The organism is Sulfitobacter sp. NFXS29 (assembly GCF_040148765.1).
Taxonomy (GTDB): Bacteria; Pseudomonadota; Alphaproteobacteria; order Rhodobacterales; family Rhodobacteraceae; genus Sulfitobacter.
In genome coordinates this window covers 1-15672 of record NZ_JAGDED010000018.1, presented here as the reverse complement: position 1 = coordinate 15672, position 15672 = coordinate 1, and the positions used below count along the sequence as shown (strand labels likewise).

The 15672-nt window shown below is 55.2% G+C and carries 10 protein-coding genes; 8 read left to right on the top strand and 2 right to left on the bottom strand.

Translation table 11 applies throughout. The features are described 5' to 3' along the window. Nucleotides 1-9: 9 nt before the first annotated feature. Nucleotides 10-1689 (bottom strand): hypothetical protein, encoded by a 1680-nt coding sequence (locus J3456_RS18675; RefSeq protein ID WP_349581728.1) that lies wholly within the window; start codon nucleotides 1687-1689, stop codon nucleotides 10-12. Between the two features lie 400 nt (nucleotides 1690-2089). Between J3456_RS18675 and J3456_RS18670 the strand changes: the two genes are divergently transcribed. From J3456_RS18670 to J3456_RS18645, 6 genes are all read left to right on the top strand, one after another. Further along, entirely contained in the window at nucleotides 2090-2869 is a 780-nt protein-coding gene (locus tag J3456_RS18670) for an ion channel (RefSeq protein WP_349581727.1), read from the top strand. Nucleotides 2870-3349: 480 nt separating this feature from the next. Continuing rightward, nucleotides 3350-5080, top strand: a complete 1731-nt coding sequence (locus J3456_RS18665) for a type I secretion system permease/ATPase (protein WP_349581726.1) — start codon at nucleotides 3350-3352, stop codon at nucleotides 5078-5080. 109 nt (nucleotides 5081-5189) lie between these two features. After that, nucleotides 5190-6518: an HlyD family type I secretion periplasmic adaptor subunit gene (locus J3456_RS18660; protein ID WP_349581725.1), complete on the top strand. Its 1329-nt coding sequence runs from the start codon at nucleotides 5190-5192 to the stop codon at nucleotides 6516-6518. A 58-nt stretch (nucleotides 6519-6576) separates the two neighbouring features. Then, complete coding sequence (locus J3456_RS18655; RefSeq protein ID WP_349581724.1) at nucleotides 6577-7581, top strand: class I SAM-dependent methyltransferase; 1005 nt, start codon at nucleotides 6577-6579, stop codon at nucleotides 7579-7581. 304 nt (nucleotides 7582-7885) lie between these two features. Then, nucleotides 7886-9961 carry a glycosyltransferase gene (locus tag J3456_RS18650; RefSeq protein ID WP_349581723.1) on the top strand — a complete coding sequence of 692 codons (2076 nt, stop codon included), beginning with the start codon at nucleotides 7886-7888 and terminating at the stop codon, nucleotides 9959-9961. Further along, nucleotides 9961-11283 carry a glycosyltransferase family protein gene (locus J3456_RS18645; protein ID WP_349581722.1) on the top strand — a complete coding sequence of 441 codons (1323 nt, stop codon included), beginning with the start codon at nucleotides 9961-9963 and terminating at the stop codon, nucleotides 11281-11283. The genes J3456_RS18650 and J3456_RS18645 overlap by 1 nt, the downstream gene beginning before the upstream one ends. 6 nt (nucleotides 11284-11289) lie before the next feature. Here the strand turns inward: J3456_RS18645 and J3456_RS18640 are convergent, their stop codons facing one another. Continuing rightward, on the bottom strand, nucleotides 11290-11589 hold the full coding sequence (locus tag J3456_RS18640) for a helix-turn-helix domain-containing protein (protein ID WP_349581721.1): 300 nt from the start codon (nucleotides 11587-11589) through the stop codon (nucleotides 11290-11292). 313 nt (nucleotides 11590-11902) lie between these two features. Between J3456_RS18640 and J3456_RS18635 the strand changes: the two genes are divergently transcribed. Further along, complete coding sequence (locus tag J3456_RS18635) at nucleotides 11903-14857, top strand: DUF4214 domain-containing protein (protein ID WP_349581720.1); 2955 nt, start codon at nucleotides 11903-11905, stop codon at nucleotides 14855-14857. 84 nt (nucleotides 14858-14941) lie between these two features. After that, nucleotides 14942-15133 (top strand): DUF6447 family protein, encoded by a 192-nt coding sequence (locus tag J3456_RS18630; RefSeq protein WP_349581719.1) that lies wholly within the window; start codon nucleotides 14942-14944, stop codon nucleotides 15131-15133. Nucleotides 15134-15672: the final 539 nt, after the last annotated feature.

The window sequence follows — 15672 nt, the reverse complement described above, 5'->3', positions numbered from 1 at the left end:
TGCCCCCCTTTAGGCGATGAGATCAAATAGGGCCATATCACTTTTAAAGCCGATGGTAGAGACTGTTCCGCCATCATCAAAAGACCAGCTTTTGGCGTAGATTTCCTGCGCGCTGTCGTTCCCCTCAAAGGCATCCATGTGGATAAATATGATCTCTGTGGCCAAGTTGACGACCTTGATATTGCTATAGGTCTGCAGCAAGAAATCTAGGAAAACCCGGGCATCCTGATCAAACGTCTCAAAGCCGTCGACGCCTTGAAGCGAGCTTAGCGGATTTGGTGCATCCTCCGTGCTCTCGGGGGCCATCAGCTGGATGAGTTCAGTTTCAGCAATTTTGTCGAGGCTGGTGATCTCGAAGCTATCGAAAGCCGCGTCAAAACTCTGCAGAAAACTGATTTCTTTAACGGCTTCAGGCGCGGCGCCTGCAGAAGGTGCTGGCGTAGCTTCTTTGACCCTCGTGGTATTTTCCAAGACTTGAGCGGAGACATCATCCCAGGTCATAGAAGCCGGTGCATGAGCGGAAAGAAGTGCAATTTCAGCACTATGCATTGGCTTCACGGCCTCGAACGCTACAGGGGTGTCTACAGTTGTGCCGATGTTTAGCGCTTCTGCCTGCGCTACTTCGTCAGACGGTGTTGTTGCCTCGATCTGTCGCTGCTGCGGATGAGTGACCTCCGAGGCCAACAAAAGGGCGGCCTCTTTCGCCTTAACCTGGGTGAGTGCAGCGGACAGACTTGCGAAGCTTAGCTTTTGCGAAGTGCCATCCTCATAGGCAATTTCAACGGCATTGCTTGCAGGCAGTGGTAGGCCTACGGCAAGCGCAACAAGGCTCAAGCTGGCCCCGATGGCTTTAGCGCCATGTCCAGAGAGGCCGAGAGCCAAACCTTCCCGGCTGGCGGACGCGATTGCCCCCTGTTTTGCCAGGTCCTGATCCCCGGGGAGCGGAGGCGCTTTTTGAGCAACCAGCGGCAGCTCATCTGCGTGATCGGTCGCAGGGTTAAGGTCGCCCATTGTGCTTTTTTCCACGGAAGTGGGGCCTGCGCTTTCAGCCTCCCCTGCAGCAATCATAGGCGTGGCCGCAATGAGCTCGTCTGACATCAGATAGATCGACCACACCAATGCTGCCAAAGCCGCTGCGGGATGGATGAAGACCACATCGCGGTTGCGCTTTGCGATCGAGACAACGTTTTGCCCTGATTGTCCGGCTTGCGTCACCGGTTTCACACGGCGTGAGAATTCAGCAACCAGATCTTGCAGACTGTCTCCTTTAATCGGAGCGTCTTGCATTTGGCTGGTGACCATATAGGCCCCATCAAAACGGCTAAAATGAACCAGCACCTCGTCGTGACTGTCCATGAAGACAAACCATGGGTCTCCTTCATCGGTAACCCCGCGGTCCACTTGGGTTGTTACACCCGCCAGCGCCAAGATCCGTTGCGTGCGGTAAAGGTCTGCCAATTCCTGGTTGGACCACCCTGTGATCGGTGCAGGCAGGCTGCTGGGCTGCTGAAGAAAGGAAACGTTGGCGTCAGGCTCAGAGCGGCCATCATCGACAGCCTCATCTTCTCTTGTTCTGCCGTAGAGGTCTGACATCTTGAAACTGCCGGGTGCAGCCTCTGTCTCGGTCAGACCAGACACGGCCAGAGCAGTCGACTTCATAGATCGTGGAAACCGAATAACATCAGACATCAAGCAAATCCTTTGCCCCACCATATCATTTTGGGGGCAAAGTCCAAGGTGTTATAGCTGCAACTCTCCAAGAGGAGGCGTTTGCATAGAACCCATTCAGATCAAACTCTTATTTATAGACCCTAAAGTGACGACGTGATGGTGCTTTGCCTGGGAATAGAGCGGCTCAGCCCTCTGCTCCACCGGCCGATATCACAAGATTACGGTTGGCGGTGCGGTCACCCAGCCCCTTTGAAAGAAGGGGCGGTGGCAGAGAAGGCTATATGGCCATGACTTACGACCAATGCCGTAACAATAGTGGTAGATTGGGAGGGCTAGGCAGCCCGCTGCGAGGTCATTGCGACCAACCCAAACCCGTACGCGCATAGCGCCGGTCAAAAACCTGTGTCAGGTTGCATGGATGAAGGAACTTCACCACGCAATCCGGCTGCTCTACACGGGACAAAGCCCACGCGCCCAACGGTTTCGCTATGGGCTGATCATTTTTGATTCGCTGACCATCTTTTACTTTATCGCGACAGCCGCCCTACCCGCCGCGTCGACGATGACCGCCATAAACACTACGCTCGGCCTGCTTATTACGATGGACCTTGCGGCCCGGCTTTGGATTTCAAACAACCTGCGCCGGGAACTGACACGCATCTATACCCTTGCGGATTTGGTCGTGGCGCTGTCATTGCTGCTCGCCCCCTTTATCCCTGGAAACTTTGCTTTCCTTCGCGTCCTGAGGGGGCTGCGACTGATCCACGCCTATCACCTGCTCCGCGATTTGCGGCGCGACAGCCTGTTCTTTCGGCGTCATGAGGATGCCATCCTCGCTGCAGTCAATTTGTTTGTCTTCATCTTCGTGACTACATCATTGGTCTTTGTGTTGGCCTTTGAGGGAGAGGCTGGCGTCACGGGATATGTGGACGCGCTCTATTTTACGGTGGCGACGCTCACGACGACTGGCTTTGGTGACATCACCATGGCAACGACCAGCGGCAAGCTCTTGTCGGTCTTTATCATGGTCGTGGGGGTCGCGCTTTTTGTGCAATTGGCGCGCGCCATCTTTCAGCCTTCCAAAATCAAATATAAATGTCCCGAATGCGGCCTGAACCGGCACGAGACAGACGCCATTCACTGCAAACACTGCGGTGAACCTTTGAAGATCGAGACCGAAGGAGAGACCGCAACATAGAAACAGGAAATGGGTTGCCCCATTCCCTGTTCTGATGGCCCTTGGCTGGCGCGAGGTAAATCCCACCCAAGGTATCCGTTTGTCATTAGAACCCAACCTCGGTGAAGCGCCAATAGTATTGTTGGTCATTCTCAGACCGGCTGTAGGCTCTGTGTTGTAGTCTGTAATGCTAACTCAGATAGGTCGACAGGTGATTGGGCGCTGTGAAATCGGTGCCTGCGTCGTGCGGGCCTGTCGTATGCGACGGCAAATTTCTGGTATTCTCTAATTATATCAATGCCCTAATAAGGTCGACAAAGACTGTATTCCCCGAGGCCATGCTGCAAGGCGCTTTCCATTTGAGCTTAACCAGCATGCCTCCTGCTATCGTTGAATCGAAGCCCTTCCTAGCAACCGGGCCCGAGTATACTGGGCGTGACCTTCATTAAAAAAGAGTTTATAGCGAGACGACTATGTTTGGCTGTGAAAGATATTTATTCAATGAGTGCCAGTAACCCGCTTCAGCAGGCCTACCGGAAGTTCCGCGCCATTTTCGGGGCGACGATCCTGTTCAGCTTCTTCGTGAACTTGCTGATGTTCGTAGGCCCTCTTTATATGCTCCAGATCTATGATCGGGTGCTGTCCAGCCGGAATGAAATGACACTTATAGTGATCACTGTGATCGCCGTGGCGCTTCTCATAACCTATGGCACGCTGGAATTTGTCCGCTCGCGCATGCTGGTGCGTGCAGGCTTGCAGTTTGACAGCATCCTCTCACGGCCCCTTTTTGACCGCGTGGCACGAATGCAGCTGGTCAACCCTACCAGCGGCGCCCGCACTGCCCTGGGAGATGCGGACAAGGTTCGCAGCTTTATCACGGGGCAAGGCGTTTTAGCCTTCTTTGATGTCCCTTGGACACCGATCTTTCTTGCGCTCTGCTTTGCCTTTCACCCTTGGCTGGGTTGGGTGGCCACGGGCGGTACGGTCGTGATCTTTACCCTCGCGCTTCTCAATGAGTATCTAACCCGCAATGCGCTGCAGTCGGCCAGTACAGAAGGTCAGCAAGCGTCCGAATTTGCGGGGGCCACGATGCAGAATGCGGAGGTCATTCGTGCAATGGGGATGCAGGATGCTTTGGCAGAGCGCTGGCAGGTCAAACGCAATGGCATGCTTATTTCGCAAGCGACAGCCAGTGATTGGGCTGGCGCTGTCATGTCGAGCTCAAAATTTGTCCGAATGGCGCTCCAAGTCGCGATCCTCGGTACCGGTGCCTATCTTGCCATGCGAGGGGAGATCTCCGCGGGCGTCATGATCGCCGCCTCCATCGTGATGGGCCGAGCCTTGGCCCCTGTCGAGCAAGCTGTCGGACAGTGGAAAGAATTTGTGGCGGCACGCCAATCCAATGCCCGGTTGAAAAAGCTTTTTGAAGCGGTCCCGGAAGAACCCACGCGCATTCAGCAACCCTTGCCCAAAGGCCATCTCAACGCCGAGGGGGTCACCACCGTTGTCCCAGGTACCCGTGAAACGATCCTGCGGGCCGTCAGTTTTGATTTACCTGCGGGAAAGACGCTTGCTCTTATTGGTCCCAGTGGGTCGGGAAAATCGACTCTGGCGCGCCATCTGGTCGGTGTTGGCGATCCTATAAATGGCGCGATCCGCCTAGATCAGGTGGAACTGTCCCATTGGGACCGCAATCAGTTGGGCAAAGCCATCGGTTATCTGCCGCAGGAGGTAAAACTATTCTCAGGCACTGTTGCCGAGAACATCTCCCGCTTCATGAACGGTGCCACCGACGACGACATTATTGCAGCTGCTAAGCTCGCCGGGGCCCACGAAATGATTTCAGGCTTAAGCGATGGATATGCCACGCAGATCGGAAGCGGGGGGAGCCGTTTGTCTGGCGGCCAACGTCAACGGGTTGGACTGGCCCGGGCGCTTTTCGGCAACCCTTGTCTGGTGGTGCTCGACGAGCCCAATGCAAACCTTGATAGTGAAGGTGAAGAAGCTCTGGCACGTTGCCTCACCCTGCTGAAAAATGAAGGCAAGACGATTGTCCTGGTGACCCATAAAGCAAATATTCTGAGTGCCACCGACCTTACCTTGATCTTGAGAGAAGGAACTGTGCAGCGGTTTGTGCCTACAAAAGAGCTCTTGCAGCCCCAGCAGAAAGCTCAACAACAACAGCCTCAGCAGCAACCACAGACCGTATCGCTATCCACGGCCAAGCTGTAAGATTTGGCAGGATTTGTCCGCTCACACGACACCGAGCTGGTCCGATCCTCGTCAAGCTGTCACAACAGTTATCACCCTTACAAACCGACAAGAGATTTAGGATTTAATCGTGGCAACAGCACAATCAACTCTGATTGCGGGCCAATTGAAAAAGATGGCAAACCCGCGAAAGTATTCCTTTGCAGGGTACGTCATCCTGTTCATTACGTTCGGTATCCTGGGCGCTTGGGCTTACTTCGCCATCATTGCCAGCGCCGTTGTGGCGCCGGGGGTGGTGTCGCTGGAGAGTGACCGTAAAGTTGTCCAGCACCTTGAGGGTGGCATCGTCCAAGAGATCTTGGTGCGTGAAGCTGATTTGGTGGAACAAGGCGACCCTTTGCTCGTCCTTGACAACATCCAGGTCAATTCAGAGATAACGGTGCTTGAGCAGCGCCGCGCCACCTCGGAAGCCCTGATCGCTCGGTTGGTTGCAGAGCAGACCTTTGCCGAAGAGATCGACTTTTCCCCTGACCTGCTCAACGCTGAAGACCCCCATGTGAAAAGCGCGGTGCAAGCCCAACGCAACATCTTTGAAGACCGCCGATCAATCTTTCTGTCGCAAACCGAAATTCTCGAGTTCCGCGCAGAGCAATTGAACGGTCAAGCGGAAGGCTACGAAGTCCAACTCGCTGCGGTGGAAAGACGCCATGACCTGCGCAGCGAACTTTTTGAGCGCATGCGCACAGGCGAAGAGCGCGGTGTGATCGAGAGCAACCGTCTCTCTGAGATGCAAGATGAGGTGATCCAGATTGAGGCCAGCATCGGGACTGCCATGTCCGATATTGCCCAAGTCAAAGCAGCGGCGGGAGAAGCACGTCTCAATATCCTCAAGCTCAAGCAAGAGTATAGCGAACGCGCCAACAGCGAGCTCAAGACTGCGCGCTCCGAGCTTGCTGAGATCAATGAAAAGCTGACCGTGGCCGCCGACCGGATGCGGCGCACAACCATTCTGGCCCCCACGACCGGCAAGGTGCAAAGCCTCGCCGTTACCACCCGCGGCTCTGTGATCCGTTCTGGTGAGATCCTGATGGAGATCGTCCCTAGCGATGAGACACTTCTCATCGACGCCAAGATCGCACCTGTAGATGTCGACAACGTACGCCCCGGGCTCGAAACCGAAGTGCGGTTTTCTGCCTTTAAGGCCCGTCTGTCCAAACTGGTGTTGGGAGAAGTCTTGTCGATCTCAACTGATGTTGTGACTACCAAAGATTCCAGCGAGGCGCCCTACTATCTCGCGCGGATCAAAGTGCCGGATGAAAACCTGACTGACGAAATACGAGAAGGTTTGACCGCCGGCATGCCTGCGGATGTAGTTATTTTGACAGGTGAACGGACCGTGTTGCAGTACATGTTAGACCCTCTGTCCGAAGCGATCTTCAAAAGCTTGCGCGAAGAGTAGCTACAAAAAAATAGAAGGTACTTTTGGTGAGACGTCCAAAGATCCGATGGGAGATGATGTGAGCAAGGTCAAGCGTATCGGCGATTATATAGCCGCGTTCTTCAAGCTGGGACGCACCGAGCGTATGGCCAAAGAAGCCCATCGCAACATGCGGACGATTGAAGAACGGTTCAACGGCTTGGAAGCCCGCGAGCGGCGCTTCCGAGACGGGATTAAACAGATGGTTCAGGGCGAAACCCAAGCCCTGATGGCCCGCAACGCAGAACTTGCGCGGAATTTTGTCGAACTGTCTCGACGCTTAGATCAGGTCTTGCTCGCCTCTCAAAGTGAGCCGGGGCAGCCCCCACGCCCCACCCCGGCCACCCAAAAGGCAGGGGGGCTCGAGGCCGTCATGGACAGTTTCTATCATAGGCTGGAAAACAAATACCGCGGGTCCGTCTCCGACATTCGCAACAGGCTGCGCGTCTATCTGCCTGATGTGGAAAGCGCTGTTATCCGCACGGGTGGCAAACCGGTCATGGACATCGGCTGTGGCCGGGGGGAATGGCTCGAATTGCTGAATGACGCAGGCCTTACTGCCATCGGCATTGATACCAATTCGGTGCAAATTGGCGAGGCACAAGAAAAAGGGCTGGATGCGCGGCAAGGGGATGCTCGCCGCGCGCTGAGTGAGGCAGAAGACAGCTCTCTAGCCTGCATTAGCGCGCACCACCTGATTGAGCATTTGCCCTTTGAAGAGGTCCTTTGGATCACGCGGGAAGCCATGCGCGTCTTGGCACCGGGGGGGGTGCTTTTGTTCGAGACGCCTGATGTGCGCAATGTTTTGGTGGGGGCGACGTCGTTTCACAATGACCCTACGCATTTGCATCCCATGACCGATCCCGTGCTCACCGTTCTGTTCGAAACGGTGGGGTTCCAGCCCATTGAGACGCGCCGACTGCACCCCCATGAGAGGCTCGCCGAGTTCATGGCCAAACCAGGTTTTGACCCGGAGTTGGCCAACTTGATGTTTGGAGCCCAGGACCTCGCCGTTCTCGGCCACAAACCTCTTCAGGAGGTTTGAGATGCGGGTTGGTGTCGTCCGAACCCAAGTGCCCTTTGTCACCGGCGGCGCTGAGCGCCATGCAGCCGGCTTGGTGGGCGCCCTACGCCAATATGGCCATGAAGCTTGCGAAATCACCCTGCCCTTCAAATGGTACCCTGTTGAAACCTTGACCGACAGTATCCTCGCCGCGCGACTGACGGATCTGTCAGAGGCGGAAGGGGTGCCGATCGACATGATGATCGGGCTTAAATTTCCTGCCTATCTCGCACGGCATCCCAATCCGGTCTTCTGGCTGATCCACCAACATCGGCAAGCCTATGATATGTGGGATGCGGGCACGTCAGATCTGCTGGACAGCTCCGAAGGGATGATGGCCCGTGATATGATCCGCGCGGAAGACCGGGCGGCTTTTGCGCGCAGTCAACGCCCCATTTATGCGAATTCGCAAAATGTGGCTGGACGGCTGAAGACATACCTGGGGCTGCCTTCGACGCCTTTGTATCACCCCCCACCGCTTGCGGACCGGATGACACAAGGCGCGTTCGGTGATTACCTCTTCGCCCCGGGACGTCTGAACCCCTCGAAACGGGTCGATCTGATGTTGCGCGCCTTGGCCAAAACACCTGGGCCAATGCGCCTGGTCATCGCTGGTGTGCCAGAAAACCCCGCCTATCTGGACGATTTGCGTAAATTGGCCGCGGCTTTGGGGATTTCGGGGCGCGTCGACTGGTTGGGCGGCATAGATAATGAGACAATGATCCGACACTATGCCCAAGCCCGCGGCGTCGTCTTTACGCCGCAAGATGAAGATCTGGGCTATATCACGCTGGAGGCCATGCTTTCGGGCAAGCCAGTGATCACCACCACCGACGCCGGTGGGCCGCTGGAGTTCGTTTCTCACGAACGGGAAGGATTGATCACCTCTCCCGATGCGGAGGCGCTCTCAAAGGCCTTCACCATGCTTTCTGAAGATGCCACCTTAGCCGAAACAATCGGTCAGGCTGGGCTTGAGCGCTATCAAAGCATGCAGATCTCGTGGGAGCATGTAGTGGAAACGCTAACCGGAGAAACGGCAAAGCCAGCCCCGGGACCGGCGCAGATCGCGGCCCTTGAAGCAAAAGCCGCAGCCACGCCGGCCGAAGAAGCGGTGGCGCGTGTACAGGCTGCCGTGGCGCCTCCGCCCGCGCCTGCCTTGCCTTTTGCCTCCATTACCGACGTGCTGCAGGCTTATGCCTTTGACACCATGCCGCAGGAAAAGGGTGCGGGTCCCGCGCCGGTTGAACCTGGCTTGGCGCAATATCTGGGCTCTCATTGGACGCGCTACTTGACCACTTTACACCATGTTGTCGATTGTGCCCCGCGCGACATTCTCGATGTTGGAGTCTTCCCGCCTTTGGCTTTTGAAGCCATGGTCGTCAACGCCCTTAAGGACGTCAAAATGAGCGGGATTTGGGAAGGACCCCATCCTTATGCGCAGTCTGTCAAAAGCCTGAACCCGGCCTACCCTGATTTTGACATTGAGCTGCGCCCGGCCAACATTGAGCGCGATGTGATGCCCTATGGGGATGCTGAGTTCGACATGGTGTTGGGCATGGAGATCTTCGAGCATCTCGCTCTGGACCCGCATTTCTTCCTGTCCCAAGCGGCCCGCGTGTTGCGGCCAGGGGGCCATATCATCCTGACCACGCCCAATGTCGGCAGTCACCGCGGTGTGCGAAAGATGCTGGATCGCGAGTCCCCCTACTCTTTCGGCCTTTTTGTCCCCACAGGCGGGGTCTACGGGCGACACAACCGCGAATACACCCCCCGAGAGGTAGAGGCTCTGGCCCTTGGGGCAGGTTTTGAAACCCAGTTCTTGGGTACAACAGATGTCTATGACACCCATGTAGACCCCGCGACTGCAGCCCTCATGATTGCCCGCGAGGACGCATTGGAACTGCGTGGAGAAACAATTGTCTTTGTGGGGCGGAAAACAGGAGTGCCGAGTGCCCCGCCGCCCGGGCTCTACCATGGCGATCCTGCGCGGCTCTCAGGCAAACTGGTCCTGACCAAGGACGAGGCCGACACCGGGCTTACGCAAATCACCGCTCAAAACACCTCTTCAAGCTGGTGGCCGGCGACGGGCAATCAAGCGACGGCTCTCTTGGCGGAATGGATTAACGATGCAGGCTATCTAGTTCATACCAATGTCATTTTACCCCTAAGTGAAGCTGTGGCACCTGGAGAAGAGACGACGTTCAGTTTCCGCCGCGCGCCGGATCAGCCAGGTTTGGGAACGCTGCGGCTGCAGCTCTTCCAGACCGGTGTCGGGGCCTTTACCGGGACAGGACGGGCGAACCTTTTAGAACTGTCCTGTTCTGAGGCTACCTTCTTGGCCTTGGCCAAACAGGCGCTTTAATGGCCAACATAGAACCGCGCCCCATTATTCATTGGATCAGCCCCCTCCCCCCGGCTGAGACTGACATTGCGCATTACACCGCGCGCGTTCTGCCGGCTCTCAGCGCTGAGGCCGAGGTTGTTCTTTGGACCGATGCGCGGGAGTGGGATCCGACCCTAGAGCGCCACGCAACGGTCAAACATTTTGACCCGGATACGGTTATGCCGCGGGACTTTGCGGCCATGAGCCGCGGGTCAGGGCCAGAAATGCTCTTTTTGCATATCGGAAATTCCTGGGTCTTTCACGCGGGTTTCTTGCGCCTGGCACAGCGCATTCCCACGCTTGTAGTGCTGCATGATCTCGCGATCCAGGAACTGATGATCGAAGCGATTGAGCAAAACGAATGGGATGCGCCGAGCTATTTGGCTGGTATGGAAAAGTGGTATGGGGCCGATGGTCGGCGCTTAGGCCAAGCGTGTCTGAGCCGAACAGAAAAAGGTTCTGCTATATCTGCCAGTCTGCCGGGCTTTGAGCTGGTTCTGGAAAAGGCACTGGGCGTGCTCACGCATACTGAGATGGCCCATCATGCGGTGCAGGCGCGGTTACCGCAGCTGCCCGTTCAGGCCCTGCCCCTGCCCTTCGAAATTGGTCCGGCGCCGTTACCGCGCCGCACCTCAAGCGGACCACTGCGACTTTTGCAATTTGGTTGGATTGGGCCAAACCGGCGGCTTGAGCAGATTTTGGAGGCTTTGGCACAAATGCCGGAAGGGTTCGACTACCGGCTAGATATAATGGGCAAGATTTGGAATTCGGATATCATATATGACAAGCTCACCCAGTTGAACTTAGTCGATCGGGTACATCTGCACGGTTTTGTCTCAGAGCCAGTCTTGGATGATGCCCTGCGCCAGGCCCATCTGGTGCTAAACCTACGCCACCCCAGTATGGGGGAAGCTTCGGGCAGTCAGCTGCGTATCTGGAATGCAGGGGCACCGTCGGTTGTTACTCGGGAAGGCTGGTATGCTGGATTACCCGAAGACGTGGTCTATTCTGTCGACACGGACAACGAGATCGCCCAACTGCAGGCACTTTTTTTGAAGCTTGCCGCGGATCGCCGCGCAGGGGATGAGATTGGCGCTGCAGGTCGGGCCTATTTTGAAGCGCATCACGCCCCTGCCTCCTATGCGAAAAACATTATCGCCTGGGCTGAAGAAACCGCAGATCAAGCCGGGCGAGATCTGGCCTTGCGCTTGAGTTCTGAGCGGCAAAAAGCGCGTAGTCTACACCCCGATCTGCAAAAGCGTCTTACGGTGTTGACTGCGGCCGATAGGTCGAAGCGTTAATCTTTTTTAAGTGTCGCCGAAGAGCATCTCATAGGCTTCTGGCTCATAATAGCTCAACAGAATAGTCATGAAGGCTTTAGGCTCTTGTTCGAGGGCCTTCGCCCAATCGCGGTACCGCGCACTCGGGATTTTACCGCGTCCCGTTTCGAGCTGTGAAATAAAGGTGTAATAATCCAGATCAAGCGTATCCGCGAGCTGACGCTGCGATAGGCCTTGGGCTTCACGTAAGGTCTTCAGCCAGCTACCCAACTCAGCGCGGGCATCTTTATCGCGCGAGACAGCGGGGGTCATCTTATCATGTGCCATACTATGAGGCTTCCTGTTCGCGGCGCAGCCCCAGTTAAAGTCGGGGCTGAACCAGAAGTGTTGCAGCTATAGGTTTGAGGCCACCGACTTGAGTTCGGTCAGATCTGAGCCTGTTTGTATTTATAACATCTTCTGAAAAAAGATGGTATACTTTTTACTGGACATAAAGCTTGCCCGAAGGTGGCGGATTTGGTAATCCAATCCTAGCGATCACTCCGCGATCTGGCGACAATGCCGACTTCGGAAAATTTTTGCCGCGCGGTCGCTCGTGAAAAGATCATCGTGTAAGCTTATTAAGCAGGAAGCAAAAACCATGGCAACATCTGAACAAATTAACGATCTCGTCGCGCTTTACGCCGGCTATTTTAACCGCGCCCCCGATCCCGCAGGCCTCCAGTTCTGGATCGATCAGATCGATGGCGGTCGCGAGTTTAACACGATTGCTGCGGATTTCGCGTCCTCTTCGGAAGCAACCGCGCTGTATCCTTACCTGACAGCACCTGATGTGGCGTCGCCTTCGACCTTCATCACCAGCATCTACCAGAACCTGTTCAACCGCGCCCCTGACCAAGCTGGTCTGGACTTCTGGTCCGGTGTGCTTGCCGCGGGGTCTGTCTCCGTAGCCGACATGATCGAAGCGATCATCAACGGTGCCGTTGATGCGCCCGACGCAACACCCCCCACCTTCGACAAAACAACGCTCGACAATAAAGTCGAAGTTGGTCTGGATTTCGCCGTCGACGCAGGCAACACACCCGGCTTCGAATTCGATGCTGCCGCTAAATCTGCCGCAGTCGATGCGATCGATGACGTCACAAACGACCCTGCAACCGTTGCCGCCGCCAAAGCTGAAACAGATGCCTTCCTGTCTGGCACAGCCAACCTCGGCGACACCTTCACGCTCACCGCAGGTCTCGACGTCCTCGCAGGCGCCGAAGCAAATGACACATTTGCCGCCAATAACGCCACCTGGAATGTCGGCGACAACGTCGATGGTGGTGCCGGTGTGGACACTCTGAGCATTGCTAACGAGAACCAAGACCTTACGTTGGCTGGCCGCACAATCACCAACGTTGAAAACGTAACCGTCATCAACATTGACCCCGACACGGGCAGCCAAGACTTCAACATCAACAACAAGATGATTGAAACGCTCACGGTTGATTACGCTGATACAGAGATGAGCAACGGTCTCTACCTCGACAACATGCGCGCCGACACCGACCTCGTCGCCACTAACATTATTGCCGATGGCCAAACCATTTATCGTAACGATGATGATACCATCAGCACCCTGACGGGGGCCGTCTCTCAGAGCAACACCATTTCGAACGTTGATCGCGTGACGAATGACAATTACGTCAATTTCGACAACTACAATGAATTCTCGGTCGCTACAGAATTCAATCTGACCAACACCTTTGAAAACTTCACCTCTATCGATGGTGATGGTGATGACGAGGGTTTCGATTCTTATGATGAAATCGAAATGCAGGCAGATAATGCTGTCATCAACGTGACGTATAACGTGACGAATGTTGAAACTCCGGATGACTATAGCGAAATCGACCTGGATGTTTACAACGGCGCGACGGCTGACGTTGCTGACGTCGTAAATGTTGTCTTGAACCTCGACAATGTCGATGGTTTGGACGTGGTCTTGGATGCCAATGATAGCGGCGTGAGCAGCGACAATGATCGCGTGACTGTCAATGTTGCAAGCGGTGGTCTGGCCAATACCGACGGCTCCAACGATTTCAATTTCCAAGACTTCGAAAACATTGACCTGAACATCGACGGCGATGCTGATTTCGGTGAAATCGACAGCTATTCCAATATTGATGCAGCCCAGACCATCAATATCGTCGCCAATGCCAATATGACCGTGGACAGCATCTGGGATGTTGCGGACGATCAAGAGGTCACCTTCAACATCTCTGGTGCCGGCGACGTTACCTTTGACGTTTTGGGCGATAACGAAGGTCTGACAGTCAATGCAGGTGCCGCAACTGGCAACCTTGATCTGGGCGTTGGTTCCAGCGCTACATTTGCGACCGTCGCAACGGCTGGTTCTGGTGACGACACGATCACACTGCTGAACGAGTTTGAACTGAACGCTGACTCAGATGCCTTCATCCAAGTTCTGGATGGTGGTGACGGTGTCGACACCTTCGAAATCGATACCGATGATCTTGTTGCCTCGCAGGCTCTGCTGAACGCCGATGTGACGGACTTCAGCGACGCGATCGTCAACTTCGAGCGTCTGTCGTTGACTGCTGTTGCAGGCCAGAGCATCGACGCGACCACTCTTGGTTTCAACGATGTGACTATCGACGGCTACACCACAGGTGGTGATCTGACTGTAGAGACAGCTGCAACTGTCACCGCAACTGATGATGGCACAACCGACTACGCAATCATCGTAGAAGATGCGGCTGCTGGCACTGCAGACAGCCTGAACCTGGTTGTCGAAGGTGAAGATGGTATTACTCTGAACGGTCTCACCGTCGCAGATGTCGAAACCATCAATCTGACATCCGCTGCAACTGACGCTGACGAAACCACACCTGGCGCCAACACAGTCGATCTGATTGCTGACGGCACGACAGCATTGAACATCTCGGGTGAAACCGAGTTGGTCATGGGTGCTGCAACAAGCCTGACGGATATCGAAACAGTTGATGCAGCGGGCTTTGATGCTGGTCTGGACATCGATCTCTCGACTGCGGCTCAAGCTGTCACAATCACCACAGGTGCTGGTGCTGACGTCGTAGTTGGTTCCGACTTCGCTGACACGATCAGTGTTGGCAACGGCGGCAACACAGTGACCGGTGGTCTCGGTGGAGACGACATCACCCTCGGTGACGGTGTGACCGAAGACGATGTCGACACCATCGTCTTCAACGGTGTAGCAGAATCGCAGGGCGTAAACGTCGACACGATCACTGGCTTCCAGGTCGCTGTTCAGTCGACAGATGACATCAACAGCGACACAGTTGTGGATGCTGATGACGTTATCAACGACATCCTGGACTTCTCCGGAGTTGTGGCAACTGGCACATCGTCTTATGCCGGTGAGGCAAATGGCTACGGTGCGGTGCTGACCACTCTGCAGGCAGGAGGAACGGACTCGTTGGCTGTTCTCGACACGTCGACCAACACTCTCTACTGGGATGTGAATGCCGACGGTCAGTTGGACAACAACGACATGGCCATCGAGTTGGCCGGTGTGACCGATCTGTCCGCAGACAACTTCGCCTTCGTCTAAGCCAGCCAACCTGGACTAAGCATTTGGATCGGCCCTTCGGGGCCGATCTTTCTTTTTCAAACTTACAAATCGACGGAGAAACTTATGGCTAAGTTGAACATTGATGGTCGCGAATATGACACTGAAACACTGTCCGAGGATGCCAAGGCACAGATTACCAATGTCCAGGTCGTGGATCGGAAGATCGTCCAGCTACAGCAGGAAATGGCGATTATGAAGACGGCACGGAATGCCTATATTCGCGACTTGCAGAGCAAGCTGCCGAAAGAATCCTGAACGGCCAACGGCGACTTGATCTCTGCCCGATCAGAGGCCGCCAAGGCGCAGCTGAGCGAGCTGAAAGGCGTTAATAGGAAGATTGCCAATCTGCAGGCAGAGCTGGCGTTCGTTCACATAGCCTGGAATGCCTAGGCCCCGCCTTGCGAGACAAATTGGCGAAGGTTGAGCCGCAGCAGTAGCTGAAACTGTCGCCCCATCACTGTCTTGATTAATAGAAGATCTCTGCTGATAGTAGTGGAGGTCTTTTTCTGGGGTAGAGAGGCACTACACATCCCCCCTCTCCCGAAATTAGGTGAAGAATTTTAGCTGCTTAGCCTAACGCCGCCAAGGTCAGCTCATTTACGCCTCCCCGCAATGCCTTTTTTACGTCATTTTTCTTATAAGAAACCTTTGCCCGGTCTGAACCTATGGTAATCCCCCCATTTTTAATGGGGTCCAGCCGTAGAATTCACGCAGCCGTTTTCAGTTTCATTGCGGGTGTCATGCCGCCGATGCCCATGTTGGGTCGCTCGTTGTTGTAAGTCCAGAGCCATTGT